The sequence below is a fragment of the Cupriavidus sp. YAF13 genome (assembly GCF_052113425.1).
In the GTDB taxonomy this organism is placed as follows: domain Bacteria; phylum Pseudomonadota; class Gammaproteobacteria; order Burkholderiales; family Burkholderiaceae; genus Cupriavidus.
In genome coordinates, this window is sequence record NZ_JBFRDD010000081.1 from 1 (window position 1) to 26,470 (window position 26,470).

Genomic DNA, 26,470 nt, shown 5'->3' on the forward strand with positions numbered 1-26,470 from the left:
CCGCTCGACTTGATTAGCGTCGTATTCCATGAAGCCACGCCCGACAACCTCTACCGTTCGGGAGAGCCCACTTCCGAAACGCTGATCTTCTGCCACATACGTGATGGGCGCAGCGACGGCGCCATACTATCGCTGGCCAAAAAAGTGAGCTCGATCTGGAGCGCGTGCACCGGGGCAACGGAAGACGAAGTCGAGGTTCTCGTCACACTGTATCCCGCCAAATACGTCGTGCGCGGGGGTGAACGCCTGCCCGAAGCCCCTCGCGTGTGAGGTCCGGCCATCGTGCATCTGCATGCCGGCGACCCAGAACCTGCCAGCCGGACCGCACTACCGGGCGACTCGAGCCGATCCCGCAGCGGTCCGGGCGCGCTCCAACTGAGTCGTGAATCTAACGCCCGGCGGTTCGCCGGCCATGAGGCTCGAAGAGTGCTTGCGCCATGCCATTCGATTCAACCAGCGCGCGCCATGCTCGGACTACCCGGGGCGAGGTATCGGCCCCGCCGCATCCCGAACCTCGTACCGAAGATAGGAGAAGACAAGTCAATGAAGTCAACCCGCCCTAAGCTGGCAACAGCGGATGCAAGCCGCCTGATGCGGACTTCCTGATTCATATATGAGCAAAGTCATCATCACATGTGCTGTCACCGGTGCGATTCATACGCCCTCAATGTCACGGTATCTACCGGTCACACCGGAGGAGATCATTGAAGCCTCTGTCGGCGCGGCCGAGGCGGGCGCCGCGATCATTCACCTTCATGCTCGCGATCCTGTCACGGGCAAGCCGGACCAGAGCCCCGATGCATTTGGCCGATTCTTGCCGCAAATCAAGGCACGCACCGATGCAGTGTTAAATATCACAAGTGGCGGCTCGCCCTACATGACGATCGAGGAGCGCATTCAGCCGTCAATGCGCTTTGCGCCCGAGTTGGCTTCACTCAATATGGGCTCTATGAACTTCGCGCTGTTCCCAATGCTGGCGCGTTTCAAGGAATTTAAGCATGCCTGGGAGCGCGAAGCGCTCGAAGCCAGTCGTGACCTGATTTTCCGAAACACCTTTAAGGATATTGAATACGCCCTAGCGCAATGTGCCGCCAACGACACGCGCTTCGAATTCGAGTGCTACGACGTCAGCCACCTCTACAATTTGGCGCACTTCGTCGAGCGCGGTCTGGTCAAGGCGCCGTTCTTTGTTCAGACCGTGTTCGGCATCCTGGGAGGTATTGGCACGCATCCTGACGACGTGTTGCACATGAAGCGGACGGCCGATCGGTTGTTCGGCAATGACTATCACTGGTCGGTGCTGGGGGCAGGCAAAGATCAGCTTCGCCTTGCAGGAATGTCTGCCAGTATGGGCGGCAATGTGCGCGTCGGATTGGAAGACAGCCTGTGGCTTGGACGGGGCACGCTCGCCGAGAGCAATGCCGCACAGGTGCGGCAGGCGCGCCAGATTATCGAGGGGCTTGGACTCGAAATCGCCAGCCCAAACGAAGCCCGGGAAATCTTGCAATTGAAGGGCATTGGGAACGTCAAGTTCTGAGAGAAGGAACAGGGGCGGCGTTTTTTGCCAAGCAAATCGCGTTGCGAGGTCCATGGGGGTGAGCGCCGAGATCAGGCGCGCCGGTGTGGCCGACGCTGCAATCGGCCAGCAGCGCCTTTCACCGAGATGTGGCGACGCCATCGGCTAGACCTAAATCGCCGATCCACTGTGCTTGATGCCGGGCCCCTCGCGGACCCGTTGTCTTGGCTCATCGCATCGCTATTGCTTCAGACCAGCACGAGTCGAGCCAAGGTGCACGATGCGCGGGGGCAAAGCGAACGCGGTTGACGTCCATGCGTCAGCGACCCTCCCCATAAGGGGTCGTCACCAGCGACTGATTCGCTTGCGAGGCTAATCGGCTGCGCGCACAATGAGGCTGGACGTAAGGACGAAGTGGAGGTTAGAAATGCATGGTCACCTTGACTCACAAGCTGAATACCGCGAGGTTGGGGGCGATCTCATATCCGGCACCATTGTTGACTCGCGCACCACCCATGTCGAAGTCCTTGCGCGTCGGGCCACCGGGCCCATCTCTTGGCGTTTTCGTCAACCGCGGCTCGCGCTGTTCTGGTTTCGTAACGGCCTCAAAGAGTTGCATCTGCAACTCGATGGCCGCCGCATCCACTCGGGAATAACACAAGGAACAAACCTTGCGCTGTTCCCGGCCTCGATTTCGGTCGAAGGCGAGTTCGACGTAGCACCGTGCTTCGACTACACGGTGGTCTTCCTGGACCCGGCCATTGCCGCCGAAGCCGGCTGCCACTTCAATCGGCCGTTGATTGCCTTTGGCAACGAAGATCTCCAACGTGGACTTTCGGTCCTATGCCGTGAGGCGCGCAATGCAGACAGCCTTTACGGGTTGTTCGCCGAAGGCTGGGCAATGCAAGCACTCGCCCTCCTGGCGCGGGTCGACGGCAGCCAGCGAGCCGCCATTCGGCCGTGCGGTGGCCTCCCACCTAGCAGCTTGCGGCGCGTTATCGACTACATCGAGGCCGACTTGTCGCGACCGTTCACAATCAAGGGCTTGGCGCAAGTTGCCGGTGTCAGTCCCCGACATTTCATGCGGGCTTTTCGAGAAAGTGCCGGGCAGACGCCATTGCGCTTTGTGTACGGTTTGCGTCTCGAGCGGGCCAAAGAGTTCCTCTTGGATCCTCGTCGCACCGCAACTGAAGTCGCCCTGGATTGCGGCTTCAGCCACGCTCAGCACTTCAGCACCGCATTTAAGAAGGCGACCGGCGTCACGCCGTCTGATTTTCGCAGGGCAGCGACGCGCTAATGCGTTAAGCGGCCCCCGGGGTGCCGTAGTGGCGTTGGTCATCGTGATTTCCTTCAAGGACAAAGTTCGGTGGATCGCACATCAAACTAATCCAGACTTCACGATGGCCACCCAGAACGAAATGGTCGCTGCGCGGCAAGCCGCTTCGGGCGACGCCCTACGCGCTTTGCCGCGCAGCGAGTGGCACAAGACTTACCCCACTTCCTGGGACACCAACCGATGGAGAGCTCACGCTCGAAAAACGTCTAGGTTGTCGGTCAACCATTCCGTTAACGAACGTGGGGCCTTTCCGGTCAGTTCCTCGACCGTCGAGGTCGTTTCGGCGATCACAGACTCGCGGAACATTTGGTCGAGTCCAACCAAAAGATCGGCTACGAGCGGAGCAAGTCCGGCGCCGAGCAGAGCCTCTCTCTGCTCGGCAGGCGAACGTTCGACGTAAGTAACCGGATGTCCAAGTAGGCGGGCCAACTCCTCTGCCACCTGGTTCATGGTCCACGCACGTGGACCAGACAGGTGGTACGCACGTTGCGACGCCGGCTCGATTTCCTCGAGCAATGCAATGCGGGCCACTTCAGCAACGTCGCGGGTATCGATGAAGTTCACACGCCCGTTACCCGCGGCGCCGGCCCAGGAACCGGCGGCGATGTGTGGCCCCAGACGCTTGAGCACATGGCTGAAAGTGCTAGGGCGCAAGACGGTAGATGCGATCGGCTGCTGTGCCAAATGCGCTTCGATCTGCATGTGCCAAGCGATGGGAAGAAGTCGGGTCGCGGGACCAAGGGCGGACAGTTTGACGATGTGCCGAACGCCTGATGCAACTGCTGCATCGATCAACGCGATTTCGTTGGCGACCTGTTCGAGGGAGGTGCCGTGCGCGATGAAGAGCCGGTCGACGCCGCGTAGGGTCTCCTCAAGCGTGTCCGCACGTTTGAAGTCGACCTCGAATGGGATCACCCCTTCGGGCAGTCGCGCTGTGCTGGGTTGGCGCGTTAGCGCGACCAGGTCGATTGGGTCGGCGGCGAGCAACGTCGTCAATGTAGCGCCAACGCGTCCTGTTGCCCCCGCGATGGCGATCCGAGGTTTCCTGATCTTAGCTTTGGTGGGATTGATCATGGTTAGTGCCTCTAAGATGTATCATGGAACGAACGATCCACATATCTTGGAACGATCGGTTCACATATCTTGGAACGATCGGTCCAATTTGTCAAAGGGTATTTCAATGAGTGGTAAGCCGCAATACGACGAAGGTGCCGTCGTTGATGCAGCCCTGGATGCCTTCTGGCGTCACGGATACGCGGCTACATCGATCAACGTGTTGACGGAAGCGACCGGACTATCGCGTTCAAGCCTTTACCAACGTTTTAAGGACAAAGATGGCCTGTTCCAGATGGCACTTGCAACTTATACGGATCGGGTGCTACGGAGGATGAAGTCATACGAGGGCGGCAGTGCCCGTGCGCGGCTCGAGGCGCTGCTACGGGGGCTGCTGCCGATGGGGTCCCGTCGCCCCCCTGGTTGCCTGCTCACACGAAGCTGTGCCGAGCTAGTCGATCTGCCGGCAGCAGGGCAGGAGGCGGCGCTCTCGGGGATGAGTCAGCAGCGCGATCTGCTCGAAGGTCTGCTTCGGGAAGCAATTGCAGATGGCGAACTGCCAACTGATGCAGATGTCGCTGCGCTGGCTTGGTATTTTCTCGGCGTGATGCAATCGATCTTGAATTTGCCGCAGGCGGGGGCTAGCAGGGGCGAATTGGACCGCATGATCGCCGTTGTGATGTTGGCGTGGCCGGCGGCCGGAGTCGGACAAACGAGATCTTGAGCCTATACGGGATCAAGATCCAGAATTGGAACTCGGCATTGTCATATTTACCCATGCTGCGCTTGGTTTCAGAGCCAAACTTCTTCGGCGCCCAGATATGGAGCAAACTCTGTATGTCCTGGCGGCAGCCGATTCTGGTGCGGCAGCCGCCAAACAGACCATAGCGAAAGTGGAGGCGTTAGCCGAAATCAAGCTCCATGATCGGACCGGAGCCGGCGGCGATCGCCGCTGCCAGAGATTCTATTTCGGGTAGCAGCTTCTTGAAATAGAAGCGCGCCGTCGCGACTTTCGATGCATAGATCGGATCGGCAGAGGCGGCGTTGACGAGCCCGATCGCAGCCATACGTGCCCACATCCATGCTAGACCGACATGACCGGCAAGCCGAAGGTATGATGCAGCAACGCTTCCCAAGGCGTGAGGATCCGCCTTGGCTTGCATCGATACTTCGTGCGTCGCATTCCGCAACACATCAGTCGCGCTCGAAAGCGGGGCGGTGAACTCCCGCAGGACTGGTTTATCGGCATTCGCGTTGATGAACTCGGTGACGAGTGCAAGGAACATCTCCAGCCGTGTGCCCTGGTCGAGGAGAACTTTGCGTCCAAGGAAGTCCATGGCTTGAATGCCGTTGGCACCTTCGTAGAGCGGGATGATACGTGCGTCACGAAGATGCTGTTCGACCTGGTTATCCACGATATAGCCATGTCCACCAAGGACTTGCATTGCCAGGCTGGTACATTCGACGGCGAGGTCGCTGCTGAACGCTTTAACGATCGGTGTAACCAGGGCAGAGAGTTCTGCCGCCTGATGCCGAATCCCGGAGTCATCGCCGAAGTGCTGGGTGTCGGCCAGCTGGCATGCCCACTGCGCGAATGCTCGTGTTCCTTCGATATAGGCTTTCTGAGTCAGCAGCATACGGCGCACATCAGCATGCTCGATAATCGGATCCGCCGGGCTGTTACGGGCCGATGCTGTTGGGGACCTTCCTTGTGTGCGGTCCTTCGCATAGGCCAGTGCCTTCTGGTACGCCGCCTCCATCAGCCCGATTGCATTGACCCCGACAAGGAGCCGCGCGTGGTTCATCATAACGAACATAGCCGCGAGCCCCTTGTCTGGCTCGCCCACCAGATAACCCGTTGCACCATCGAAGTTCATCGTGCAGGTGGCGTTCGCATGGATGCCCATCTTGTGCTCCAGGGAGCCACAAGTGACTGCGTTGCGTTCGGCCAGATCTCCTTCAGGCGACACCAGGAACTTTGGAACAAGGAAGAGGGAGATACCCTTGACGCCGGCGGGCGAGTCCGGTAACCGGGCGAGTACCAAATGGACGATATTGTCCGTGAAGTCGTGTTCCCCTCCCGAAATGAAGATCTTCGTACCGGTTATGCCGAAGGTGCCATCGGCATTCGGTACGGCACGGGTGCGCAAGAGTCCGAGGTCGGTGCCGCAATGCGGCTCGGTCAAACACATGGTTCCCGCCCATTCGCCGGAAGCTAGCTTCGGCAGGTAGAGCGCCCTCTGCGCGTCCGAGCCATTTGCCGCCAGGCATGTGTAAGCCGCCTGCGACATACCCGGATAAGCCGCCCAGGCCATGTTAGCACCAGCGAATATCTCCATGACTGCCGCATTGACCGCGTTCGGCAGTCCCTGCCCGCCATGCTCCGATTGACATGCCAGTGCGGTCCAGCCTGCCTCAGAGAATCGCCTGTACGCGTTCTTAAATCCCTCAGGCGTTGTCACCACACCTGACGAAGGCATGGTGCAGCCTTGGAGGTCTCCAATGCCGTTCAGGGGCGCCAGAATCTCTGTAGCGAACTGACCTGCGGCTTCGATTACCTGGTTGATCGTATCGGGATCGGCAATTTCGGAGCCGGTGGACGCGTCGAGCAGCTCATGCAGCACGAACTGAAGATCGCGGAGGGGGGCGTGATAGTAGTTCATAAGGTCCGGGTGTGCTGGCAGCCGCATGGCTGGCCGGAGAGAAATCGAGAAGGGCTGAGCGGGGCGCTATGCATTGCTTTGCTCGGCAACCAAGCGCGAACGCAAGTCTCTACGCAGGATCTTGCCCACCGTTGATTTGGGCAGGGCATCGACAAACGTAATGTGTCGTGGCACTTTGTAGGCGGCAAGATGGGAGCGACAGTGTGCCTCCACTTGTTCCGTGGTGAGCGCCATATTGCATGGCACGATGAAGAGGTGCGGGGCCTCGCCAGAACGGTCGTCAGGCACGCCGATACAGGCGGCCTCGAGGACATCGGGCATCATAGCGACGACGGCCTCGATCTCATTCGGATAAACGTTGAAGCCTGAGACGAGAATCATGTCCTTCTTGCGGTCGACCATTGTCATGAATCCCAATTCGTCCATGACCACGATGTCGCCCGTCCTGAACCAGCCATCATCAAGGAACGCCTTCCGTGTTTCGCCCTCCTGATTCCAATAGCCGCCGAAGAGTTGTGGTCCCTTGATCAGAAGTTCGCCGGCAACACCGAGTGGGACGTCGTGCCCACTTTCATCTACTAGGCGAACGTCAGTCGAAGGAACAGGAATACCGATCGATCCGCTTCGCCCAGGAGGATTGAAGGTGGCGCTCGGTGAGGTCTCTGTAAGACCATAGGCTTCGGTAACAGGGGGAGCGCCGGCCRCGAGCCATCGCTTTGCAATAGCGTCCTGGATTGACGCCCCGGCACCAATCACCAAACGGGTAGCGCTGAAGTCTACGGAAATGAGTTCCGGTGTGTTCACCAAGCTGTTGAACAAGGTGTTGACCCCGACAAGCATCTGAAACGGCCGCCGCTTCAATTCAGCAAGCACAGAACCAGCCTCACGCGGATTGGGAACCAAGCGATTCTCACAACCGAGCGATAGCGCCAGTAGTGCAGTTGCAAGCGGGAAGATATGATACAGAGGCAGCGGTGTCACCATCGATGCCTCCGAGCCTGCTAACGGTGGTCCAACCCAAGTCAAAATTTGCGCCAAACTCGCGCAAACTGACTTGTGCGTGAGGACTGCTCCCTTGGAGACACCCGTCGTGCCACCGGTGTATTGCAGAATGGCGATGTCCTGAGCGGTCTGTGCGACCGGGGAAAGACTGCCCCTGCTTCCCTGTAGAAGCGCGTCGGCTAAAGGTTGGCACGTGCGACCACCGGTCGTGCCGGCTTGTTGAGCAGCGCCAGCGTCTTTTGTGAGTGCCCCGAGTTGACCGACAATAGGTTTCAATCCAACAACCGGTGCCGTCAGCACTTGAACAATGCTGGTTTCCTCCAGCACTTGCTGCAGCGACGGCTGCAGTTGGTCGGCGACGATAATGCAGGTGGCGCCAGAATCCTGTAGCTGATGCTTCAATTCACGCGGTGTATACAGTGGGTTGACTGGAACCGCCACCATCCCTGCTTGAAATACCGCTGCAAAGCCTATCAGGAAAGCGGGGCAACTTGGCAGCATCAACGCTACACGATCCCCCTTTCTCAATCCTGACTGCTGCAGGAAAGTCGCAAGCGCCTCAGACAGAATGCCGAACTCTGCGTAACTAAGTGATTCCTCCAGGCAGGTTACCGCAGGACGCGTGGAGAACGAGGCGACCGCGCCTGCAATCATGGACCCCAGTGTCGCTGTCGCGTCCACATCAATTTCAAGCGGTATCCCGGGCGGATAGGAGCTATGCCAGCGTCTGGTTTCCATATTGATGTCTCTCAGTTGTTATACCCCGGTTAGACCCCAGGGTTGTTTCGCTCTGTTGCCATCTGCCCCACGGCTTCCGAATGAAGTCGACTCCGTGTGGTGAGAAGCATCGTGACGAACGCGCAGCTCACTGTTAGGCCTACCGACGGAATTCTCGTGCCGGAGACTGGCCCAAACAGATGGCGCGTGACTCGTTAGTTAACGATCGTTTTGCAAAAGATGCTAGGTTACACACTGAGTGATGTCAACAACTATTCGCGGTTGGTGATTCGACCTGCGCATGCCATTTGGTGCCCACGGCATAGGAGCGGGACGCGAGCTGGGCGCCTTCGTGTCCCGAGGATGGCACTCACTCGGGCCGAGAAGAGACGGCGCTTAGACGGGCTTCGACGGCCGATGTACAGGACGGTATCCGGGGCACCCAGCCCTGGCGAGCGCAGGCCGGTATCTTGGAAATTGGCAGTCTGTTGCGCTGCAGCATCAACCCGGCGCAGAACTTTCCTGAACGATCGTCATGCTATAATTCGTGCCATGTCCTGAGTTCGAAGTGAGGCGAAAATGCGCTACTCAAGCACGCACAAGCAGGAGACGCGGGAGAAACTCCTTAACAGTAGTCAAGCGATTGCAAAAAAGGGGGGATTCGATTCAACGGGAGTCGATGCCCTGATGGGTGCCATCGGGCTCACTGGGGGCGCCTTCTATAGTCATTTTGGCTCTAAGGCGGAACTGTTCGCGGAGGTCATCCAGCGGGAGTTGACCAACAGCGCTGAAATGCTCGCAGGCGAGGATGAGACGGCCGAAGATCATTTCGTGAAACGCATCAGAAGCTATCTCAGCAGTTCTCATGCGCTGCATCCGGAATCAGGGTGCGTCCTGCCGACCTTGGGACCTGAAATCGCGAGGTCTGGGCCAGCAGTCCGCGCCTCAGTAGAGGAAAGCGCGAAGAAGCTGCAGAGCAGTTGGAAGCAGCGTTTGGACGACCCGGATGCGGCTTGGGCGTTGATTGCGCAGTGCGTGGGTGCCATTTTGCTGGCCCGGGTGGTTGAAACTGACCGGACCAGGCAGCAAATTCTCGCTTCCAGCCGTCGCTTTCTCGGGCGGTCTATTGAACGGCTCGAACCCCTCAGCAAGACCTAAGCGGTGCCAATGTAGCACCCGCCTCCTCCGGGCGCAGTTCTGCGCCCTTCTGGGTTCTTCTCGATGCGCGCAGATATGTGCGTGCATGCCGCGGTACCGCGCTTTCATTGCGACGGCTTCGATTGTCGGACCCGGCCGCACCGCACGTGCTGTCGATGCTTCCGGTTCTGGCCCCGGCGCGCGAAGCCATACAGCAAGCGCCGTCGCGGCTTTTCTTCTTTCATCCTTACCATCCTCGCCACTTCGCGTGCCGCGCACAGCGTGCTCCTGAGCATTCTCGTTGTAGGTGCGCTAGGGTAAGTCGCCCTTGACTCCTGCGCGGGGGTGAAGTACTCTTTCTTTACTAAACGATCGTTCGTTAATAAAGGAGGCAGTGATGGATGTCAGAGAGCAGAGGGTCGCGCTCGTGATCGGAGCGGGGGACTCCACGGGTGGTGCAATCGCCAAGCGTTTCGCCGCGGAAGGCATGGTCGCTTGTGTGACGCGTCGTACAGCGGACAAGCTCCAACCGCTGGTTGACTCCATTCACGATGCCGGCGGAATCGCCTACGCGTTTGGCACGGACGCGCGCAAGGAGGAGGAGGTGGTCGCCCTCATCGATAAGATTGAGTCCGAGATCGGCCCAATTGACGTTCTCGTATTTAACATTGGCGCCAATGTGCCTTCTTCCATCCTTGAGGAGACAGCGCGAAAGTACTTCAAGATCTGGGAAATGGCCTGCTTTGCAGGATTTCTGAACGCAAGGGAAGTTGCCAAGCGCATGGTACAGCGTCAACGCGGCACGATTCTCTTTACCGGCGCTACTGCGGGTCTGCGAGGCAAGGAAAACTATGCCGCGTTTGCGGGTGCCAAGCACGCGCTTCGCGCGCTTGCRCAAAGCATGGCCCGCGAACTCGGCTCGAAGAACATCCATGTGGCCCATATTGTGGTGGACGGCGCGATCGACACTGACTTTATCCGCACCAATTTTCCGGATCGTTATGCATTGAAAGACCAGGATGGCATTCTGAATCCGGAGCATATCGCACAGAACTACTGGTACCTTCATTCGCAACCACGCGACGCCTGGACATTTGAACTCGACCTGCGTCCCTGGACTGAGACCTGGTAATCAAAACGTCTAACCAATGGGATAGAGACCGCTTCCGCACGATCGCAATGCGTGGCCAACCGAAGGAATTTCCCATTCTCTCTGTTGGTGGCCCAGCTTCGCGATGCGTCAGAGAGAGACACGGTCATAGCGGGGGTCTCCCCGGTATTCACATCATCAAGAGGGCAGCATGAGGGAAGCAGTCATTGTCTCGACGGCACGGACCGGGATCGGTCGCGCCTATAAGGGTTCGCTGAACAACACAAAGTCGCCGACCCTCATGGGGCACGTCATATCGCATGCGGTTCAGCGTGCCGGAATCGCCGCGGAAGAGATTGAGGATGTAGTAATCGGTACCTCGATGCCGGGAGGCACGGCCGGTATGAACATTGGCCGTCTTAGCGCGCTGGCCGGCGGACTTCCGCTCAACGTCGCGGGTCAGTCCATCGACCGGCAATGCGCCTCTGGCTTGATGGCGATGGCCACCGCAGCAAAGCAGATCATTGTGGACGAGATGGACGTGGTGGTCGCAGGGGGGCAAGAGAGCATCTCGTTGGTTCAGGACCGTTTTGTCGAATGGATGACGAGTGCGGCCGACACGGAATTGATTGAGCGGGTTCCACATGCCTATATGCCGATGTTGCAGACCGCTGAACTCGTCGCGGGGCGGTATGGCATTTCCCGAGAGGCGCAGGATGTTTACGCGGCGGAATCACAGCGCCGTACGGCGCTTGCCCAGGAAAAGGGCCGCTTTGCGGCCGAAATTGTACCCTTCCAAACCGCCATGGCTATCCAGGATAGGGAGACAGGGGAGATCAGTTTCTGTGACGTGCTACTGGACCGCGACGAAGGGAACCGTCCCGACACAACGGTGGAGGGGTTGGCAAAGCTCAGGACAGTCATTGACCGTGGCGTCGTCACCGGAGGAAACGCAAGTCAGCTTTCGGATGGTGCCTCGGCCTCGGTCCTGATGGATCGCCGCCTGGCCGAGCGGCGCGGATTGCAGCCTCTTGGTATCTACCGCGGCATCGCGGTGGCGGGCTGTGCGCCCGAGGAAATGGGTATTGGTCCGGTTTTTGCGGTCCCGAAACTCCTGGATCGGCATGGGTTGAAAGTTAGCGATATCGGTCTGTGGGAACTGAATGAAGCGTTCGCGTGCCAGGTTCTTTACTGTCGCGATCGCCTTGGAATCGATCCGGACCGATTGAATGTGAACGGTGGCGGGATTTCCATCGGGCACCCGTATGGCATGACGGGTGCAAGGCTTGTGGGTCACGCCCTGATCGAGGGCAAACGCCGTGGAGAGAAATACGTTGTCGTCACGATGTGTGTCGGTGGTGGAATGGGGGCAGCGGGGCTGTTCGAGGTAGCGTAAATCGCCATTGGAACACGGTTTTCGGTCACATCAGATCTATCGGCGATTGCGACGCAACCATACAGAGGATCCACCGGGGGATAGCAATGAAAGACACGACGTTTGGAAATGATGACGTTTCGCAGAAGGCAGCACAGATATTCTCCCTCTTTGTATTAAACGCTGAACTCGAACTGGCAGGTGTCATCACGGTAGCGGCGGAATCGGCAGACGATGCGCGAGGAAAATTCGAAGCTGCCCGATCTGCTCACCAGCACTTGTTGTCGGTGAGTCCCGCACCTGGGCAGGCTGTATGACCGCCCTAGCAGAGCGTGGGCCGATTTCGACAGAGATCGTGGAGCATCCGTCGTCAGATCCACAACAGGTAAGCGGGCTTTGCTAAACGTTCTACCCAAATTTCACTACGTCATATATTAGGAGACACCATGAGCGGCTTACGAGTTCAGTTCCACTTTGATTTCGGCAGCCCGAATTCCTACCTTAGCCACAAAGTCATTCCGAGTATTGAGGCACGGCAGGACGTCCTGTTCGAATATATTCCGGTGCTTCTTGGGGGGCTGTTCAGGCTAACGGGGAATCGTTCTCCCGCGGAGGCTTTTGCGGGTATCAAGAACAAGCCGGAGTTTGGGCGTCTAGAGATCCAGCGCTTCATCACCAAGCACGGACTGACCGCCTATCGGGACAATCCATTTTGGCCCGTCAATACATTGCAGATCATGCGCGGGGCTGTGGCTGCCCAGAAGAACGGCACCTTTATGCCCTACGTAAATTCCGTGTTCGCAAACATGTGGGAACAAGGTTTGAAGATGGATGATCCCGCCGTCATCTCGGCAGCCCTGGATGTCGCCGGTTTGGACGGAAAAGGCTTCGAGGCCCGCATTGCGGATCCCGAGGTCAAGCAGATCTTGCTGGCGAATACCCAGAACTCATTCGAACGCGGTGCGTTTGGCTCTCCGACCTTCTTTGTCGGCGACGAGATGTTCTTTGGGAAGGATCAGTTGCGGGATTTGGAGGAGGAAATTGAGAATGCGAAAGCACGACTAAGGTAAGCGAACCGTTGCCCACGGCGCCTCAAGATGCTGGGGAAGCGTGCACGCACGGTGAGCGACAACCATGGCTCTCAAGAGGGCAGCCAAATCTAGATTGGAAGGCTGGCCCCGCCGGGTACCACTCCAGGAACGAACATCATAAGGAGACGAGATGCAAATCGGTATCCCGCGGGAGACGCGGGCCGGCGAGACCCGTGTTGCCGCCACGCCCGAGACGGTCAAGAAGTACGTCGCGCAAGGTCACGAAGTCATTGTCCAAGCGGGCGCCGGAGTCAGGGCAAGCCAGCCGGACCCGGCCTATGAGGCCGCGGGCGCCCGCATCGGCACCGCCGCGCAGGCACTCGGCGTCGAACTGGTGCTGAAGGTGCGCGCGCCGGACGAGGCCGAACTCGGCCAGATGAAGCCCGGTGCCACCCTGGTCGGCATGCTCAATCCCTTCGACGCCGAAAACAACGCGCGTATGGCTGCGGCCGGCATCGTCGCCTTCGCGCTAGAGGCGGCACCCCGCACCACGCGCGCGCAGAGCATGGACGTACTTTCGTCGCAGGCCAACATCGCCGGCTACAAGGCAGTGCTCGAAGCCGCCGACCACTACCAGCGCTTTATGCCGATGCTGATGACCGCGGCCGGCACCGTCAAGGCCGCGCGCGTGCTGATTCTCGGCGCCGGCGTTGCTGGCCTGCAGGCGATTGCCACGGCCAAGCGCCTGGGCGCGGTGATCGAGGCCTCCGACGTGCGCCCAGCGGTCAAGGAACAGATCGAGTCGCTCGGCGCCAAGTTCCTCGACGTGCCCTTCCAGACCGAGGAGGAGCGCGAGATCGCGCAGGGCGCGGGAGGCTATGCCCGCCCCATGCCGGCCGACTGGATGCGCCGCCAGGCGGAGCTGGTGCACCAGCGTGCCAGCCAAGCCGACATCGTGATCACCACCGCGCTGATTCCGGGCCGCCCGGCGCCGGTGTTGCTCAAGGAAGAGACCGTGATGGCGATGAAACCCGGCTCAGTGGTAGTCGACCTGGCCGCCGCGCAAGGCGGCAATTGCCCGCTGACGGTGGCCGACCAGGTGGTCGAGCGGCATGGCGTGGTGCTGGTTGGCCATACCAACCTAGCCAGCATGGTGGCGGCCGATGCCTCGGCGCTATACGCGCGCAACGTGCTCGACTTCCTTAAGCTCATCATCGACAAGGAAGGCAAGCTCTCCATCGACCTGGAAGACGACATTGTCGAGGCCTGCCTGATGACCCGGCGCGACAAGATGGCATTGGCCAGTTAAGGAGACATTAATGGAAATGGTGAACCACACGGTAATCAACCTGATCATCTTCGTGCTCGCGATCTATGTGGGCTACCACGTCGTCTGGACGGTCACGCCCGCTCTGCATACGCCTCTGATGGCCGTGACCAATGCAATCTCGGCCATCATCATCGTCGGCGCGATGCTGGCCGCAGGCCTTACCGAAGGCCCCACCGGCCGCATCATGGGCACGCTGGCCGTGGCGCTGGCCGCGGTCAATGTGTTCGGCGGATTCATGGTGACCCAGCGGATGCTGGAGATGTTCCGGAAGAAGGCACCCAAGGCTGCGCCGCAGGCTAGTACCACGTCCGTGGCCGATGACCTTGTGGCGGAGGTGGCGCGATGAACTTTCTGTCCATGAACTCGGTAACGCTGTTTTATCTGTCCGCCTCGGTCTGTTTCATCCAGGCGCTCAAGGGCTTGTCGCACCCGGCCTCGGCCCGCAAGGGCAATGCCTTTGGTATGGCCGGCATGGCGATCGCCGCAGTGACCACCGTGGCGCTGATCGTTAAGCTCAAGCAGGAATTCCCTCCCGCCGGCGCTGGCCAGTCATCGGTCGGCACGGGCTTGGCGCTGATTCTCGGCGCGCTGGTGGTAGGCGGCGGCATCGGCGCCTACGTGGCGAAGAAGGTCGAGATGACCAAGATGCCTGAGCTGGTCGCGGCGATGCACTCGCTGATCGGCCTGGCGGCGGTGTTCATCGCGGTGGCGGCAGTCGCCGAGCCAGCGGCTTTCGGCATCAGTACGGCGGGCTCGCATGCGATCCCGATGGGCAACCGCGTCGAGCTGTTTATCGGCTGCTTCGTCGGTGCCATCACGTTCTCGGGCTCGGTAATCGCGTTCGGCAAGCTCGCCGGGCGCTACAAGTTCCGCCTGTTCCAAGGCGCGCCGGTGGTCTTCGCCGGCCAGCACATGCTGAACCTGGCGCTGGCCGTGGCGATGTTTGGCTTTGGCGTGGCGTTCTTCTTCACGCAGAACTGGCAGCCGTTCCTGCTGATGCTGGCGATCGCCTTCGTGCTCGGTGTCCTGATCATCATCCCGATCGGCGGCGCGGACATGCCGGTGGTGGTGTCGATGCTGAACTCATACTCGGGCTGGGCGGCGGCCGGCATCGGCTTCTCCCTGAACAACCCGATGCTGATTATCGCCGGATCGCTGGTGGGATCGAGCGGTGCGATTCTGTCGTACATCATGTGCAAGGCCATGAACCGCTCGTTCTTCAACGTGATCCTGGGCGGCTTCGGCGGTGCGGCGAGTGCCGCGGCCAGCGGCAGCGCCGAGCAGCGCAACGTCAAGTCGGGTTCGGCGGATGACGCGTCTTTCCTGATGAGCAATGCCGAGACGGTGGTCATCGTGCCGGGCTATGGCCTGGCGGTGGCGCGCGCCCAGCATGCGCTCAAGGAACTTACCGAGAAGCTGACGGAGCACGGCGTGACGGTAAAGTATGCGATCCATCCGGTGGCAGGCCGCATGCCGGGCCACATGAACGTGCTGCTGGCCGAAGCCGAGGTGCCTTATGACCAGGTCTTCGAGATGGAAGACATCAACAGCGAGTTCGGCCAGGCTGACGTGGTGCTGGTGCTGGGCGCCAACGACGTGGTCAACCCGGCGGCCAAGACCGACCCGAACTCCCCGATCGCCGGCATGCCGATCCTGGAGGCGTACAAGGCCAAGACCATCATCGTGAACAAACGCTCGATGGCGGCCGGCTACGCGGGCCTCGATAACGAGCTGTTCTACATGGACAAGACCATGATGGTATTCGGCGACGCCAAGAAGGTGGTCGAGGACATGGTCAAGGCCGCGGGATAGCCGCATGTGCTGACGGTCGACGAACCGGCCTCAGCCTGGCCAGGTGGCCGCGTCCTTCGATTGCGCCATGCCGTCAAGACGTAGCGGCAGGATTCGATGTGGTGCCACTCGAACATCGGCGCAGCCGCCATCCAGAAAGGACTGGCTACGGTGAGCAGCACCCTCGACCGCCTGATCACTAGTGGCAAAGCGGGTGAGGCCGAACTCGCATGGACGCTTCGGTATCCATCGTGCAATACCCATTGTCGCCTATAACGGGCTGGCGACCTTCTCAAGTCGATGCAAATCGGCGCGATGTTTAGGAGACCGCAATGAAGCACATAGAAGTTGTGGCGGACCGAGGCGTCATGTTCACTGGCCTTAACAGATCAGACCGGAAGAATGCCATCACTTTCGATGGGCACGGAGCCCTTGCTGAGTCAATCAGAGGCGCGGGCAGGCCCGGCGAAGTTCGCGCTGTGGTGATACACGACAGCGAAGAAGCACTCACGAGCGGAAATGAGGATGCCTCAGAGGCACCATCGAGATTGGGAATTTTCCCGGAGTTCGGGTCAAGTCAATTGCCGCCGAACAACCTCGGGACGCCTAGGGCGACTGAGTTGCTTCTGCTTGGCGAGCCCTGCACCCCGCAAGACGAGGCTGAATGCGGCCTGATCAACATTCTCGCGGGAACAGCGTTAGAGCACACGATGGACCCTTGCGCGATTCGGGCAATGCGTTACCTCATTCGCAGAAGTGAAGATGAGGGAAAGCTCGATCCTATCGACCTCAAACTGCCAGAGTCTGCCATCTGTCTCAGGTCTGCCGAACCCAAGAATGCTCTCGCGGCCTTTTTCGAGCGTCGTGCGCGTGACTTCTCCCTGTTCTCGTGAGAGGCAACATGGCACATCCATCGCACTACGCGCAGACCATGCCTAAGAAGATTGCGGCGGTCTTCATACCTGGCAGGCGCGAAATCACGTATTTCCAACTGGAAGAGGGGGCCAATCGGGTTGCCAATCTTCTGCGCAGTGCCGGGATCAAGACCGGAGACGCTGTGCTCTTCTGCGTCGAGAATTGCCCCGAGTTCCTGTATCTGGGATGGGGGTGTCAGCGCGCTGGCGTCGTTTTTACGCCGGCGTCAACCAAGTTAAGCGCCGATGACCTGCGCTATATCGCGCGCGATTGTGGAGCGCGCGCTGTGTTCATTTCAGTGGCCGCCGTCAACAACACGGGTCTCTTAGCGGCCGATTTTGGTTCCGCAGCATGTTTCGCCCTTGGGGGCGATATTCCCGGTTTTGAGCGATTCGAGGACGCGCTTGGTGCGTGCCCAGTGACATCAATCCATGATCCCGCTCGTGGCAGGGAGATGATGTACTCGTCCGGGACGACCGGGCGGCCAAAAGGTGTGCGCAAGCCGATTCCCCCTATAGGGTTCCGTGACATGGACCCGCGCGATGCTGCGTTTGCCAGCAAGCCGGGCGTCGATATGTCCATGGTCCATCTGTGTACATCACCTCTGTATCATGCCGCGCCGCACCGAAACGTCTCGGCGACCCTGGCGTTCGGTGGTACCGCTGTAGTCATGGAGCACTTTGATGCAGTTCAGGCTCTCCATGCCATGGAAAAATTCCGTGTTACCCATAGCTTATGGGTTCCGACGATGTTCCATCGATTGCTGCGCCTTGACCCAGGCATGCGCATGCAGTTTGACCTTTCCAGTCATCGCGTAGCGATGCACGGCGCCGCACCTTGCCCCATCCATATCAAAGAGGCAATGATCGAATGGTGGGGGCCGATTCTGGAGGAGTATTATGCGGGAACAGAAGGGATCGGCGCCTGTGCGATCAGTTCGCTTGAATGGCTCGCTCACAAGGGGTCAGTGGGTCGTGCCGTCGAGGGAATCGTTCATATCCTTGCCGACGATGAGAGCGAAGTGGCTTCTGGCTCGACAGGAACTGTGTACTTTGAGTCGGACGCCGGGTTTGCCTACTGGAACGATATCGATAAAACGGCTGCGAGCCGAAGTAAACAAGGGTGGTGGACCTACGGTGACATAGGCCATCTCGACGAAGAGGGATACTTATACCTCTCGGACCGCCGCGATTTCACGATCATATCCGGCGGCGTGAACATCTATCCACAAGAGATAGAGAACATTCTTGTAACAGATGATCGCGTGCTCGACGTGGCTGTCTTCGGCCTGCCCGATGACGAGTACGGCGAAGTGGTACACGCGGTGGTCCAGGTCGAGCGGCAACCGGGAACCCCTCACGTGCTAGCTGAGGAGTTGAGAGCCCTTTGCCGCAGCAAGCTCGGTCCGATACGGGTTCCGCGATCTTTCTCGTTTGTACTCGATTTTCCGCGCCTGCCCACGGGAAAGCTCCAGAAGCTGCTGCTGCGTGACACATTGATTCGCTCGATGAAATCTTCGTCAGTGGGCATTTGAGCCGCATATCACCAAGACCGGCAACAGCTACGCAAGGAAGCTGCTCGTCGAGGCAGTCTTGAGCTACCGGCACGCGTCAGCCTCGAGATCCAGCGTCGGCACGAAGGCATCCCGAAGGCCATCATCGATCGCGCCTGGGACGCGCAGCTGCGGCTACGTCGCCGCTATCGCAAGCTGGCGGCGCGCGGCAAGAGCACGAACATCGCGGTAGTCGCGTTGGCGCGCGTTGGCCGGGCTCATCTGGAACATCAGCCGGTTGGCCCATGTCGTTGGCCGTGCCGCGAGAGGCGCTCGGTGTAACACAGCGCTTCGACAACTCAGGCACTGTGGGTGCAACTGCAACGGCGAGAGATAGTGCTAGCGAAAGAATTCGAACGGCACGTCGTCGGACGCTTCGAGCCGCGCCTGCTCGCGAAGCGATGCCTCGGCGAGCCCATGGAAGAGCGCGGAGTAGGTATCGGACCAGGCAAGCTCGAGCAGGGCACGCCGATTCGCATCGCTGCGCGAGTGGGTGCAATCCACCGCGACTCGCGGAAGTCTGTGGTGATGCAAGCGTGTGTCAAGGCCGAGCTCAGCGCCACCGGATGGGGCGTCACGGCAAGGCTGCCGGCGCGACGTACACGCGGCGACTCTTTCTCGATGCCACGCCGGATGCCCGTCAGCCGGTCGGTCGAAAACGCATTAATTCGGTCGTGAATCGCTGGGATGGGACTTTGCCATGGGAAGCCTGGATGCCGGGTCAGAGCCGCGCCGCCGGAGACGGCCGGATCAATTCACAGAGGCTTGCCTTGCAGCGCGTGACAGACCCATTCGAGGCGGTCTTGGCCGAAGAACATATGCTCGCCAACGAAAGTGGTCGGGGCGCCGAACACACCACGCTTGACGGCCTCTTCCGTCGTCGAGCGCAGCTGCGATTTCACCTCGGCATCGTTGGTGAGTGCCAGGATCGCCTCGACGTCGAACCCCGCGTCGACCAGCGTTTTGGCGACAAGCTGGGGCTGGTTGAGGTCCAGCGCATCGACCCACAACGCATGAAAGACGCTGCGCAGGAAATCCTGGAACCGGTCGGGCATTCTCATCTGTACGCCGGTGGCGGCTCGCATTAGCGTGAGCGTGATGATGGGAAAGTGCGGGTTGCACTGATAGGGAACGCCGTAGAGCCTTGCGTGCCGGGCGTAATCGATGTTGGTGTATGCGCCCTTGGCCGGAATTGTCGCGGGCGAGGCATTGCCAATGGCCTGGAATACTCCGCCGAGCAATATGGGCTTGTAGACAAGCGTGCCACCGGTTTCTTCGCAGATCGTCGGCAATTGCGTCCATGCGAGGTACGATGCCGGACTGCCGACGTCGAAATAGAACTCCGCGGTCTTGGACATGAGTTTTCTCCTGAGTCTGATGGATTTCCGATGTGTACGTCGAGTTTCCTCAGGCGGCAACGCTTTCCTCGGGCATTTGTTCGGACCCGAGAATCCGGGCGAGGCGCTGCCCGATCAGGTGGTTGGCATCCGCCATGATGCGATCGATGAGCTCGCGTACGCTCGGAATGTCGTCGATGAGGCCGGCGACCATCCCGCAACTCCAGGCCCCTGCATCCATCTCACCGTCGAGCATCACTTTCGGATAGACGCCTGCGACCTGCTCAAGGATGTCGGAGATCTGGATCTGCTCACCCTTGTCGCGCTCGATATCCAGGATCTTCTCGACGCCAGCGTTCCTCAGCACACGCTCCGTGTTGCGCAGTGGGCGCATCACGAGTCGCGTGTCAAGCTCGGTGGCCGCGACGATGGCGCGCTTCACGTTCTCGTGAACAGGCGCTTCCTTGGTTGCCACGAATCGCGTGCCCATGTTGATCCCGTCGGCGCCGAGGGCGAGGGCAGCCACCAGGCTACGGGCGTCCGCCATGCCGCCGGAAGCCACAAACGGGATCTTGAGCTCATCGGCGGCTCGGGGCAGCAGGATCATGTTTGGGATATCATCCTCGCCGGGATGGCCACCGCACTCGAAGCCGTCCACGCTCACCGCATCACACCCGATCCTCTCGGCCTTCAGAGCATGCCGGACTGACGTACACTTGTGGATCACTCTAATTCCGGCCGCCTTCATCGCCGGCATGTACTCCTCAGGGCTGCGCCCTGCTGTTTCGACGATGCGCACGCCTCCCTCCACGATCGCCTGGATGTACTCGGGATAGGGCGGGGCGGAAAAAGTCGGCAGGAATGTGAGGTTGACGCCGAAAGGCTGGTCCGTCATCTCGCGACATCTGGCGATCTCCTTCGCCAGCAGTTCTGGCGTGCGCTGCGTCAGCGCGGTGATGACGCCCAGCCCGCCGGCGTTCGAGACTGCGGCCGCCAGTTCGGCCAGGCCAACGAAGTGCATGCCGCCTTGCACGATGGGGTGTCGAATGCCGAACAGCTCGGTGATCCGTGTCTTCATGGGATTGAGTCGTATTGGTTGTGGAGTGGGTCCGTCTCAGAAGCGTTCCATGTAGGGCCTGAGATCGAGTTCGTGGGTCCAGGCATCACGCGGCTGCGTGTGCAGGTACCAGTAGTTGTCCGCGATGTGCTCGGGATTGAGGATGCCGTCCTGGTCCTTGAGCGCATAGCGCTGGGGGAAATTGTTGCGGATGAATTCGGTGTCGATGGCTCCGTCGACGACAACATTCGCGGCGGGTGGCGCAGACAACGAACCCTTCACGAGCAAACCGGCGTGCGATGGCTCCGCCGGTCGAATCACCTGCGCCGATGACCAGCGCGACTTTCAGGCTAGTGGGTTCCACGAACTCGCTTTCCTTTGATAAACGATCGTTATGTAAACGTACGTGCTTGCGCACCCGGTGTCAAGACTTCTCTCATGTAAGAACCTCTAGGTGCATTCGTAAAGCCCAGACCGCGCTCAGGCGGCGTCAATTAGACCCGCGTATCGGCTTGCGACCATCCAGCGGTCCACTTCGCCCACGGGGGAATACAGCCCATGGCCTCCCATGTCCATGGCCGACGGTTGCGGCAGCACCAGGCCGGCATGGAGGTGTTGCATCTCCTTGGCATGTGCCGTTTTGCGGACGATGCTATCCCTTGCCGTGCGACGACGGGCTGCTGGCGCCCGCGAGCCGCGCGATCTGAAAGACATTGTCTGGCGAGACCTGGACATAATCATTCAGTCCGCCGGACCGCATGATCGGATATGCCTCGGCTGTCTGATACACGCCGTCTTTCAGGAGTGTCTTGTCGATGTACACGGCCACCACTTCGCCCAAGACGAGCCAGCCACCTACCTTTTCGCCTTCGGTGTTTCGGAATTGCACGATGTCGATCACCTTGCATTCCATAGCCGCGCGGCTTTCGCCCACCCGCGGGACGTTGACCTTGCGACCCGCCACGGCCGTGAGGCCGGCGAACTGGAACTCGTCATCGCCGCGCGGAAGCGGTGATGAGGTCTGGTTCATCTGATCACCGAGTTCGCGGGTGACCAGGTTCCAGGTGAACTCACGCGTTTCCGATGCGTTTTGAACGCTATCCTTCCAGGCGATCGAAGAAAATCCGATGATCGGTGGGTCGTAGTTGAACGCGTTGAAGAAACTGTAGGGCGCAAGATTGACCCGCCCCTGCGCGTCGCGTGACGAGATCCAGCCGATGGGTCGCGGTGCCACCAGCGCATTGAGCGGGTTGTGGCTCAGCCCGTGGCCCTCGGCGGGCTCGTAGTAGTGAAAGTCTCGAACGGTCATAGTATGGGCCTCCGGCGCGGCAGCGTTATTGCGCCACCAGATTAAGGGTCTTTGCGATGCTGACAAACTTCTCGTTTTCTACGCGCAAGAATGCCGCTGCCTGCTGCGGCGTCATTGAGTCCAGCTTGCGAAAGCCCTGCGCGGTAGCGAGCGCGAGGAATTCCGGGCTGTCGTTCCACTGCTGGAAGGCCCTGCTCAGGCGCGCGACAACGGCATCGGTTGTGCGCGCGGGCGCGAACAAGCCCGTCCAGATCCCGAATTCGAAGTTCTTGAATCGAGCGTGCTCGCTCAGCGTCGCGACATCCGGCATGAGCGGATGTCGCTTGGCGCTCGCGAAGGCGATGGCCTTGATCCGCCCGGCCTGAACCATTCCTAGGATTGGCCCCGCAAGAGGAACAAACGCGAGGTCCACCTCGCCTCCTGCGACGGCCGTGGCCATGGGAGCGATGCCTTTGTACGGCACCTCCAGCAACTTGACGCCGACCCGCTCCTGGAATTCAGCGGCCGCGAGATGAGCGAGCGTGCCCTGGCCCCAGTGGGCAATGGAAAGCTCCTTCGCGCCACGCTTTTGCATGTGTTCGTAGAGCGCGGTGAGGTTGTTGAAAGGGCGATCGGGATGACTGACGAGGACCATGTCCGAGATCCCGAACGAACCGATAAGCTTGAAGCTGTCGAACGTGTACTTGGCCGAAGCGACCGTGAGCGGCRCCACCAGTAGATCCGGACCCGCCGTCGCGAGCAGCGTGTATCCGTCTGGCGACGCCTTCAACACATTCATCGCCGCGATGGAGCCGTTCGCACCGGGCATATTGTCGATCACGAGAATCTGCCCAAGGGCGCGCTCCAGCACGGGTGCGGATGGCCGCACTGAAGCGTCCACCCCGAACCCGGGCGGGTAAGCGACCTTGATCAGGATGGATTTGTTTGGATAGGGCTGCGCCGTCGCGGCGGCGGCGCAGCAAAGCGCGACTACAACAGCGGCATCAAAGAGTCTGCGAGTCAGTGTTTTCATGTTTGTCTCCGTGCGCCGGTCAAGCCGGTATAGTGTTGTGAAGGAAGGAGTCATGTCATAGACCCTGCGCCCTCGATCCTGAAGGGCGGTGACCGCCCTTCAGGCATCAGTTCAGCGAGGCGTAAACGCTCTTTTCAAAACCGTAGAACACGTCCACGGTTCTCGGGTCCACGGACGGCAGCGACTGCATCATGGCCAGGCCTGCGATGTTCAGCGTGGGGTCGATCCAGAAGTACGTATTGGCCAGCCCCGCCCAGGCCAAGCTGCCGGCACTGCGGCCGGTGGGCGCCGCACTCTCGTTGATCATGAAGCCCAGGCCCCAGGTCTTGGGCACACCGGGGAAGAATTCCACGTCGCGCGAGAGAAAAGGAATCTGCGTCGGCAGCTTGCTCACGCGAAGCGCCCCCATGGCATTGCGCGACATCAGGGCCACCGTCTCCGGCTTGAGGATCTGGTTGCCGTTTCCCCGCCCCGCATTGAGGATCATGCGCATGAACTTCAGGTAATCGTTGGCAGTGGAGTACAGGCCTGCGCCGCCCGACTCGAACTCGGGATCCTGCACTGTTCCCAGATCGATCACGGATAACTTTCCGTCGTCTCCGCGCAAATGCATGCTGGCCAGTCGGGTACGCATGGCCGTGCTGATCTTGAACGCCGTGCTGTCCATGCCCAGCGGTCCTGTGATGTTGCGCTGGAAGTAGTCACCCAGGCGCAGGCCGCTGGCGGCTTCGATCAGCTGGCCCACCCAATCGATGCCGATGCCATATTCCCAGCGTGTGCCGGGGTCGAAGCACAGAGGCACCCGCAGCGCCGCTTTCTGCCCCGTTAGGATGCCGGGGACGTCCTGCGTGCGGTAGTAGCGCTCCAGGTCCGCGTTCCATATCTCGTAGGTGAAGCCGGACGTATGGGTGAGCAGATGCCGCAGGGTGAGCTGGCCCTCGGCATCTCGCAGTTGGGGCGCGCCATTCGTGTCCCAGCCCTCCAGAACCTTGAGAACGCCCAGCTCGGGAATCACCGCGGCCGCTGGACCGTCCAGGCTCAACTTGCCCTGCTCGACCAGCTGCATGGCTGCGGCGCTGGTGATCGGCTTTGTCATGGAGGCGATGAGCATCACCGTGTCCATGTCCATCGCTGCGGAGGCGCCGAGCGCGCGCGCTCCCTGCGCCGCGGAGTAGAGGGTCTCATCGCGAGTGATCACCGCGGCGGCTACGCCGGCTGTGTCGCCGGATGCGACGGCACGGGTCAGCACGGAATCGGCGTTGGCTTTCAGTGCGGCGGTGTCATCCGATGACGTGCGGCAACCGGCGACCGGCAACGCTGCCAGCGCGACGGAGGACTTGAGAAATGTGCTGCGACCGTGTGCCAAGGTTTGTCTCCGTACACCGGTCAAAGCCGGCAAATTGTTGGGAAAGAATGAGTGATACGTTGAAGGCTTAGCCAGCTACGGCGGCCCCGAGCCATGCGTGCAAATTCGTGAGGGTGTGGGCAAAGCGCTGACAGGGGTACGCGCGGGCCGGGTTTCGAGCCGCGAAATGCATGCCCGGCGGTTGTAGGAGATCTGGGGAGCCATCGCATCAAGTGTCTACGAACGCTTCTCCGTCAGTAAAGAGGGAGCGGAAGCGCAGCTGGAGATCTGCAGTTGACACCATCCAGGGCCGCGGTTCCATCTCGTCGTCCAGGCGTCGCGGACTGCTGATGCGTCCGGGTCTCAGAACGCTAATTCCAGTAAGCATTTGCCATCGAGCAGGGTTGAACGATTCCATCCCGGTCCTTCAGCGCATAACGCTCGGGGAAGTTGTCGCGGATGAACGCCGTGTCGTTCGCGGCGTCGATCACGGGACGCGCGACGTGGATTCCCTTGGGGCCCAGTCCGCAGGCCATGCTTAGTGCGAGCGCGCGCAGCGCATGCTTGGCGCCGGCGAATGCAGCAAGACCTTCGTGTCCACGCAAGCTGGCCGGCGCGCCCGTAAAGATGATGGTGCCGCGACCCCGCGGCAGCATGACCTTCGCCGTTTCGCGACCCATCAGGAAGCCGCCGAGGCAGGCCATCTCCCAGACCTTGGCGTGGGCGCGGGTGGCGGTCTCGGTGATGCCGAAGCGAACATTGGCGCCGATGGTGAAGACCGCCACTTCGATCGGCGCGATGTCCTTCGCGATCTGCTGCACCAGCGAGATCATGTCGTCCTCCTTGCGCGCGTTGGAGCCGAAGCCGTGCGCCTCGCCACCTTCGGCCCTGATCTCGTCACCAGGGGCTGGAGCTTGTCAACAGTTAGGCGGGTAACGCATGCGATGTAGCCCTCTTTGGCAAAGCGCTTGGCGATGGCGCCGCCAGTAGCGTCGCCGGCTCCAATCGCCAGAATGGCTTTCTTGTCTGCCATGTGAATTGCTCCATGGATGAGTAAGAGAGGGGCCGCACCTGAGATGCGTTTAATAAACGGACGTTTAGTAAAAGAAGCGTATGTTATCGTCAACCCCCTGTCAACAAGGGTTTCCTCCATCAAGACATGCGCGACCGATTTGGCCTTTCGTGCAGAAAAGTCTTTCAGCGAGCACTGCCTGACCCCGATCCCCGGGGTCGCGGAAAGCATCGACCGGAAAGCGCAGCGACTCACACTCAAGAATGGATTCACGCGTCTGATCGGCGCGTCACTGTGGCTGAGTTGAGGACCTGACGTCGCCGGCCGCAGTTGTGGGGCCATCTGTCTATTACGCCATGAATAGCGCGATGTTCAGCCACTGCGTCAGCGCACAGGGCGCGTGGCCTGTGAGTTGCTCGACCGTGGGGTTGACTCCGCCCGACTCTCTCAACGAGCAATCTGGCAGGTGCCAAACGCGTGGGCAATGTTTGCGACACTACATACGTCGCACAGGGGCACCGGCCCACCGATAACGAGCTTGGCCCGGATTGGCGGGCCACGACGCCATGTCATGGCACTTCCAAGCAAGTGGTGGCACCCCAATGCAATCACCAGGGGCGACGTTCCGAGAAACTGAGGCCTCAGCAGCCCTAACTTCACGGAGACATAACATGCCTATCATTGTTTGCGAATGCAAGGTCGGAATCGAAGCTGGCGTCAAGGCCAAGATCGCCAGCGAGTTCACGAGCGCGATCAGGGAGATCATCCTTTCGCCGCTCGACTTGATTAGCGTCGTATTCCATGAAGCCACGCCCGACAACCTCTACCGTTCGGGAGAGCCCACTTCCGAAACGCTGATCTTCTGCCACATACGTGATGGGCGCAGCGAC

The 26,470-nt window shown here is 60.1% G+C and carries 23 protein-coding genes and 5 pseudogenes; 16 read left to right on the forward strand and 12 right to left on the reverse strand.

Annotated elements, in window-relative coordinates:
- The 3 genes and pseudogenes from AB4061_RS37555 to AB4061_RS37565 all read left to right on the forward strand — a co-directional run.
- A pseudogene (locus AB4061_RS37555) lies at positions 1-270 on the forward strand (4-oxalocrotonate tautomerase); the annotation flags it as partial.
- Between the two features lie 343 nt (positions 271-613).
- Positions 614-1,537 carry a 3-keto-5-aminohexanoate cleavage protein gene (locus tag AB4061_RS37560; protein WP_441641171.1) on the forward strand — a complete coding sequence of 308 codons (924 nt, stop codon included), beginning with the start codon at positions 614-616 and terminating at the stop codon, positions 1,535-1,537.
- A 406-nt stretch (positions 1,538-1,943) separates the two neighbouring features.
- Positions 1,944-2,813, forward strand: a complete 870-nt coding sequence (locus tag AB4061_RS37565; protein ID WP_441641172.1) for a helix-turn-helix domain-containing protein — start codon at positions 1,944-1,946, stop codon at positions 2,811-2,813.
- A gap of 228 nt (positions 2,814-3,041) precedes the next feature.
- Here AB4061_RS37565 and AB4061_RS37570 read toward each other — a convergent pair whose 3' ends face one another.
- Complete coding sequence (locus AB4061_RS37570; RefSeq protein ID WP_441641173.1) at positions 3,042-3,926, reverse strand: NAD(P)H-binding protein; 885 nt, start codon at positions 3,924-3,926, stop codon at positions 3,042-3,044.
- A 106-nt stretch (positions 3,927-4,032) separates the two neighbouring features.
- Here AB4061_RS37570 and AB4061_RS37575 point away from each other — a divergent pair, with 106 nt between their 5' ends.
- Entirely contained in the window at positions 4,033-4,629 is a 597-nt protein-coding gene (locus tag AB4061_RS37575) for a TetR/AcrR family transcriptional regulator (RefSeq protein WP_441641174.1), read from the forward strand.
- 178 nt (positions 4,630-4,807) lie between these two features.
- Here the strand turns inward: AB4061_RS37575 and AB4061_RS37580 are convergent, their stop codons facing one another.
- Positions 4,808-6,568, reverse strand: coding sequence for an acyl-CoA dehydrogenase C-terminal domain-containing protein (locus AB4061_RS37580; protein WP_441641175.1), 1,761 nt, complete (start codon positions 6,566-6,568; stop codon positions 4,808-4,810).
- 66 nt (positions 6,569-6,634) lie between these two features.
- On the reverse strand, positions 6,635-8,308 hold the full coding sequence (locus AB4061_RS37585; RefSeq protein WP_441641176.1) for an AMP-binding protein: 1,674 nt from the start codon (positions 8,306-8,308) through the stop codon (positions 6,635-6,637).
- Between the two features lie 558 nt (positions 8,309-8,866).
- On the opposite strand from AB4061_RS37585, the gene AB4061_RS37590 reads away from it, so the two are divergent.
- From AB4061_RS37590 to AB4061_RS37640, 11 genes and pseudogenes are all read left to right on the forward strand, one after another.
- The gene (locus tag AB4061_RS37590) at positions 8,867-9,445 is read left to right on the forward strand and encodes a TetR/AcrR family transcriptional regulator (protein WP_441641177.1); all 579 of its coding nucleotides are present in this window, start codon (positions 8,867-8,869) and stop codon (positions 9,443-9,445) included.
- A gap of 376 nt (positions 9,446-9,821) precedes the next feature.
- Positions 9,822-10,556, forward strand: a complete 735-nt coding sequence (locus AB4061_RS37595) for an SDR family oxidoreductase (RefSeq protein ID WP_267602028.1) — start codon at positions 9,822-9,824, stop codon at positions 10,554-10,556.
- Between the two features lie 169 nt (positions 10,557-10,725).
- Positions 10,726-11,910: an acetyl-CoA C-acyltransferase gene (locus tag AB4061_RS37600; RefSeq protein WP_441641178.1), complete on the forward strand. Its 1,185-nt coding sequence runs from the start codon at positions 10,726-10,728 to the stop codon at positions 11,908-11,910.
- An 86-nt stretch (positions 11,911-11,996) separates the two neighbouring features.
- Positions 11,997-12,206: a hypothetical protein gene (locus AB4061_RS37605; protein ID WP_441641179.1), complete on the forward strand. Its 210-nt coding sequence runs from the start codon at positions 11,997-11,999 to the stop codon at positions 12,204-12,206.
- A 129-nt stretch (positions 12,207-12,335) separates the two neighbouring features.
- Positions 12,336-12,959 (forward strand): 2-hydroxychromene-2-carboxylate isomerase, encoded by a 624-nt coding sequence (locus AB4061_RS37610; protein WP_441641180.1) that lies wholly within the window; start codon positions 12,336-12,338, stop codon positions 12,957-12,959.
- Positions 12,960-13,110: 151 nt separating this feature from the next.
- Complete coding sequence (locus AB4061_RS37615) at positions 13,111-14,229, forward strand: Re/Si-specific NAD(P)(+) transhydrogenase subunit alpha (RefSeq protein ID WP_441641181.1); 1,119 nt, start codon at positions 13,111-13,113, stop codon at positions 14,227-14,229.
- Between the two features lie 10 nt (positions 14,230-14,239).
- Positions 14,240-14,596 carry an NAD(P) transhydrogenase subunit alpha gene (locus tag AB4061_RS37620; protein WP_441641182.1) on the forward strand — a complete coding sequence of 119 codons (357 nt, stop codon included), beginning with the start codon at positions 14,240-14,242 and terminating at the stop codon, positions 14,594-14,596.
- Positions 14,593-16,062: an NAD(P)(+) transhydrogenase (Re/Si-specific) subunit beta gene (locus AB4061_RS37625; RefSeq protein WP_441641183.1), complete on the forward strand. Its 1,470-nt coding sequence runs from the start codon at positions 14,593-14,595 to the stop codon at positions 16,060-16,062. Before AB4061_RS37620 ends, AB4061_RS37625 begins: the two co-directional genes overlap by 4 nt.
- A 311-nt stretch (positions 16,063-16,373) precedes the next feature.
- Entirely contained in the window at positions 16,374-16,934 is a 561-nt protein-coding gene (locus AB4061_RS37630; RefSeq protein ID WP_441641184.1) for a hypothetical protein, read from the forward strand.
- Between the two features lie 38 nt (positions 16,935-16,972).
- Entirely contained in the window at positions 16,973-18,490 is a 1,518-nt protein-coding gene (locus tag AB4061_RS37635) for an AMP-binding protein (RefSeq protein WP_441641185.1), read from the forward strand.
- Between the two features lie 7 nt (positions 18,491-18,497).
- Positions 18,498-18,845 (forward strand): annotated as a pseudogene (locus tag AB4061_RS37640) (hypothetical protein); the annotation flags it as partial.
- A 2-nt stretch (positions 18,846-18,847) separates the two neighbouring features.
- Here AB4061_RS37640 and AB4061_RS37645 read toward each other — a convergent pair.
- From AB4061_RS37645 to AB4061_RS37685, 9 genes and pseudogenes are all read right to left on the reverse strand, one after another.
- Positions 18,848-19,012: a hypothetical protein gene (locus AB4061_RS37645; protein WP_441641186.1), complete on the reverse strand. Its 165-nt coding sequence runs from the start codon at positions 19,010-19,012 to the stop codon at positions 18,848-18,850.
- A pseudogene (locus tag AB4061_RS37650) lies at positions 19,012-19,197 on the reverse strand (glutamate--cysteine ligase); the annotation flags it as partial. The pseudogene AB4061_RS37650 and the gene AB4061_RS37645, both read right to left, overlap by 1 nt.
- A 66-nt stretch (positions 19,198-19,263) precedes the next feature.
- Positions 19,264-19,866, reverse strand: coding sequence for a 2-hydroxychromene-2-carboxylate isomerase (locus tag AB4061_RS37655; protein ID WP_441641187.1), 603 nt, complete (start codon positions 19,864-19,866; stop codon positions 19,264-19,266).
- A 49-nt stretch (positions 19,867-19,915) separates the two neighbouring features.
- Positions 19,916-20,923, reverse strand: a complete 1,008-nt coding sequence (locus tag AB4061_RS37660; protein WP_441641188.1) for an NAD(P)H-dependent flavin oxidoreductase — start codon at positions 20,921-20,923, stop codon at positions 19,916-19,918.
- 36 nt (positions 20,924-20,959) lie between these two features.
- Positions 20,960-21,154: pseudogene (locus AB4061_RS37665) on the reverse strand (glucose 1-dehydrogenase); the annotation flags it as partial.
- Between the two features lie 400 nt (positions 21,155-21,554).
- Positions 21,555-22,211 carry a flavin reductase family protein gene (locus AB4061_RS37670; RefSeq protein ID WP_441641189.1) on the reverse strand — a complete coding sequence of 219 codons (657 nt, stop codon included), beginning with the start codon at positions 22,209-22,211 and terminating at the stop codon, positions 21,555-21,557.
- 25 nt (positions 22,212-22,236) lie between these two features.
- The gene (locus AB4061_RS37675) at positions 22,237-23,223 is read right to left on the reverse strand and encodes a tripartite tricarboxylate transporter substrate binding protein (RefSeq protein ID WP_441641190.1); all 987 of its coding nucleotides are present in this window, start codon (positions 23,221-23,223) and stop codon (positions 22,237-22,239) included.
- 106 nt (positions 23,224-23,329) lie between these two features.
- Complete coding sequence (locus tag AB4061_RS37680; RefSeq protein ID WP_441641191.1) at positions 23,330-24,589, reverse strand: serine hydrolase domain-containing protein; 1,260 nt, start codon at positions 24,587-24,589, stop codon at positions 23,330-23,332.
- 356 nt (positions 24,590-24,945) lie between these two features.
- Positions 24,946-25,601, reverse strand: a pseudogene (locus AB4061_RS37685) (SDR family NAD(P)-dependent oxidoreductase); the annotation flags it as partial.
- Between the two features lie 650 nt (positions 25,602-26,251).
- Here AB4061_RS37685 and AB4061_RS37690 point away from each other — a divergent pair.
- Positions 26,252-26,470, forward strand: a 219-nt coding sequence (locus AB4061_RS37690) for a tautomerase family protein (protein WP_441641192.1), incomplete at its 3' end; no start/stop codon positions are given.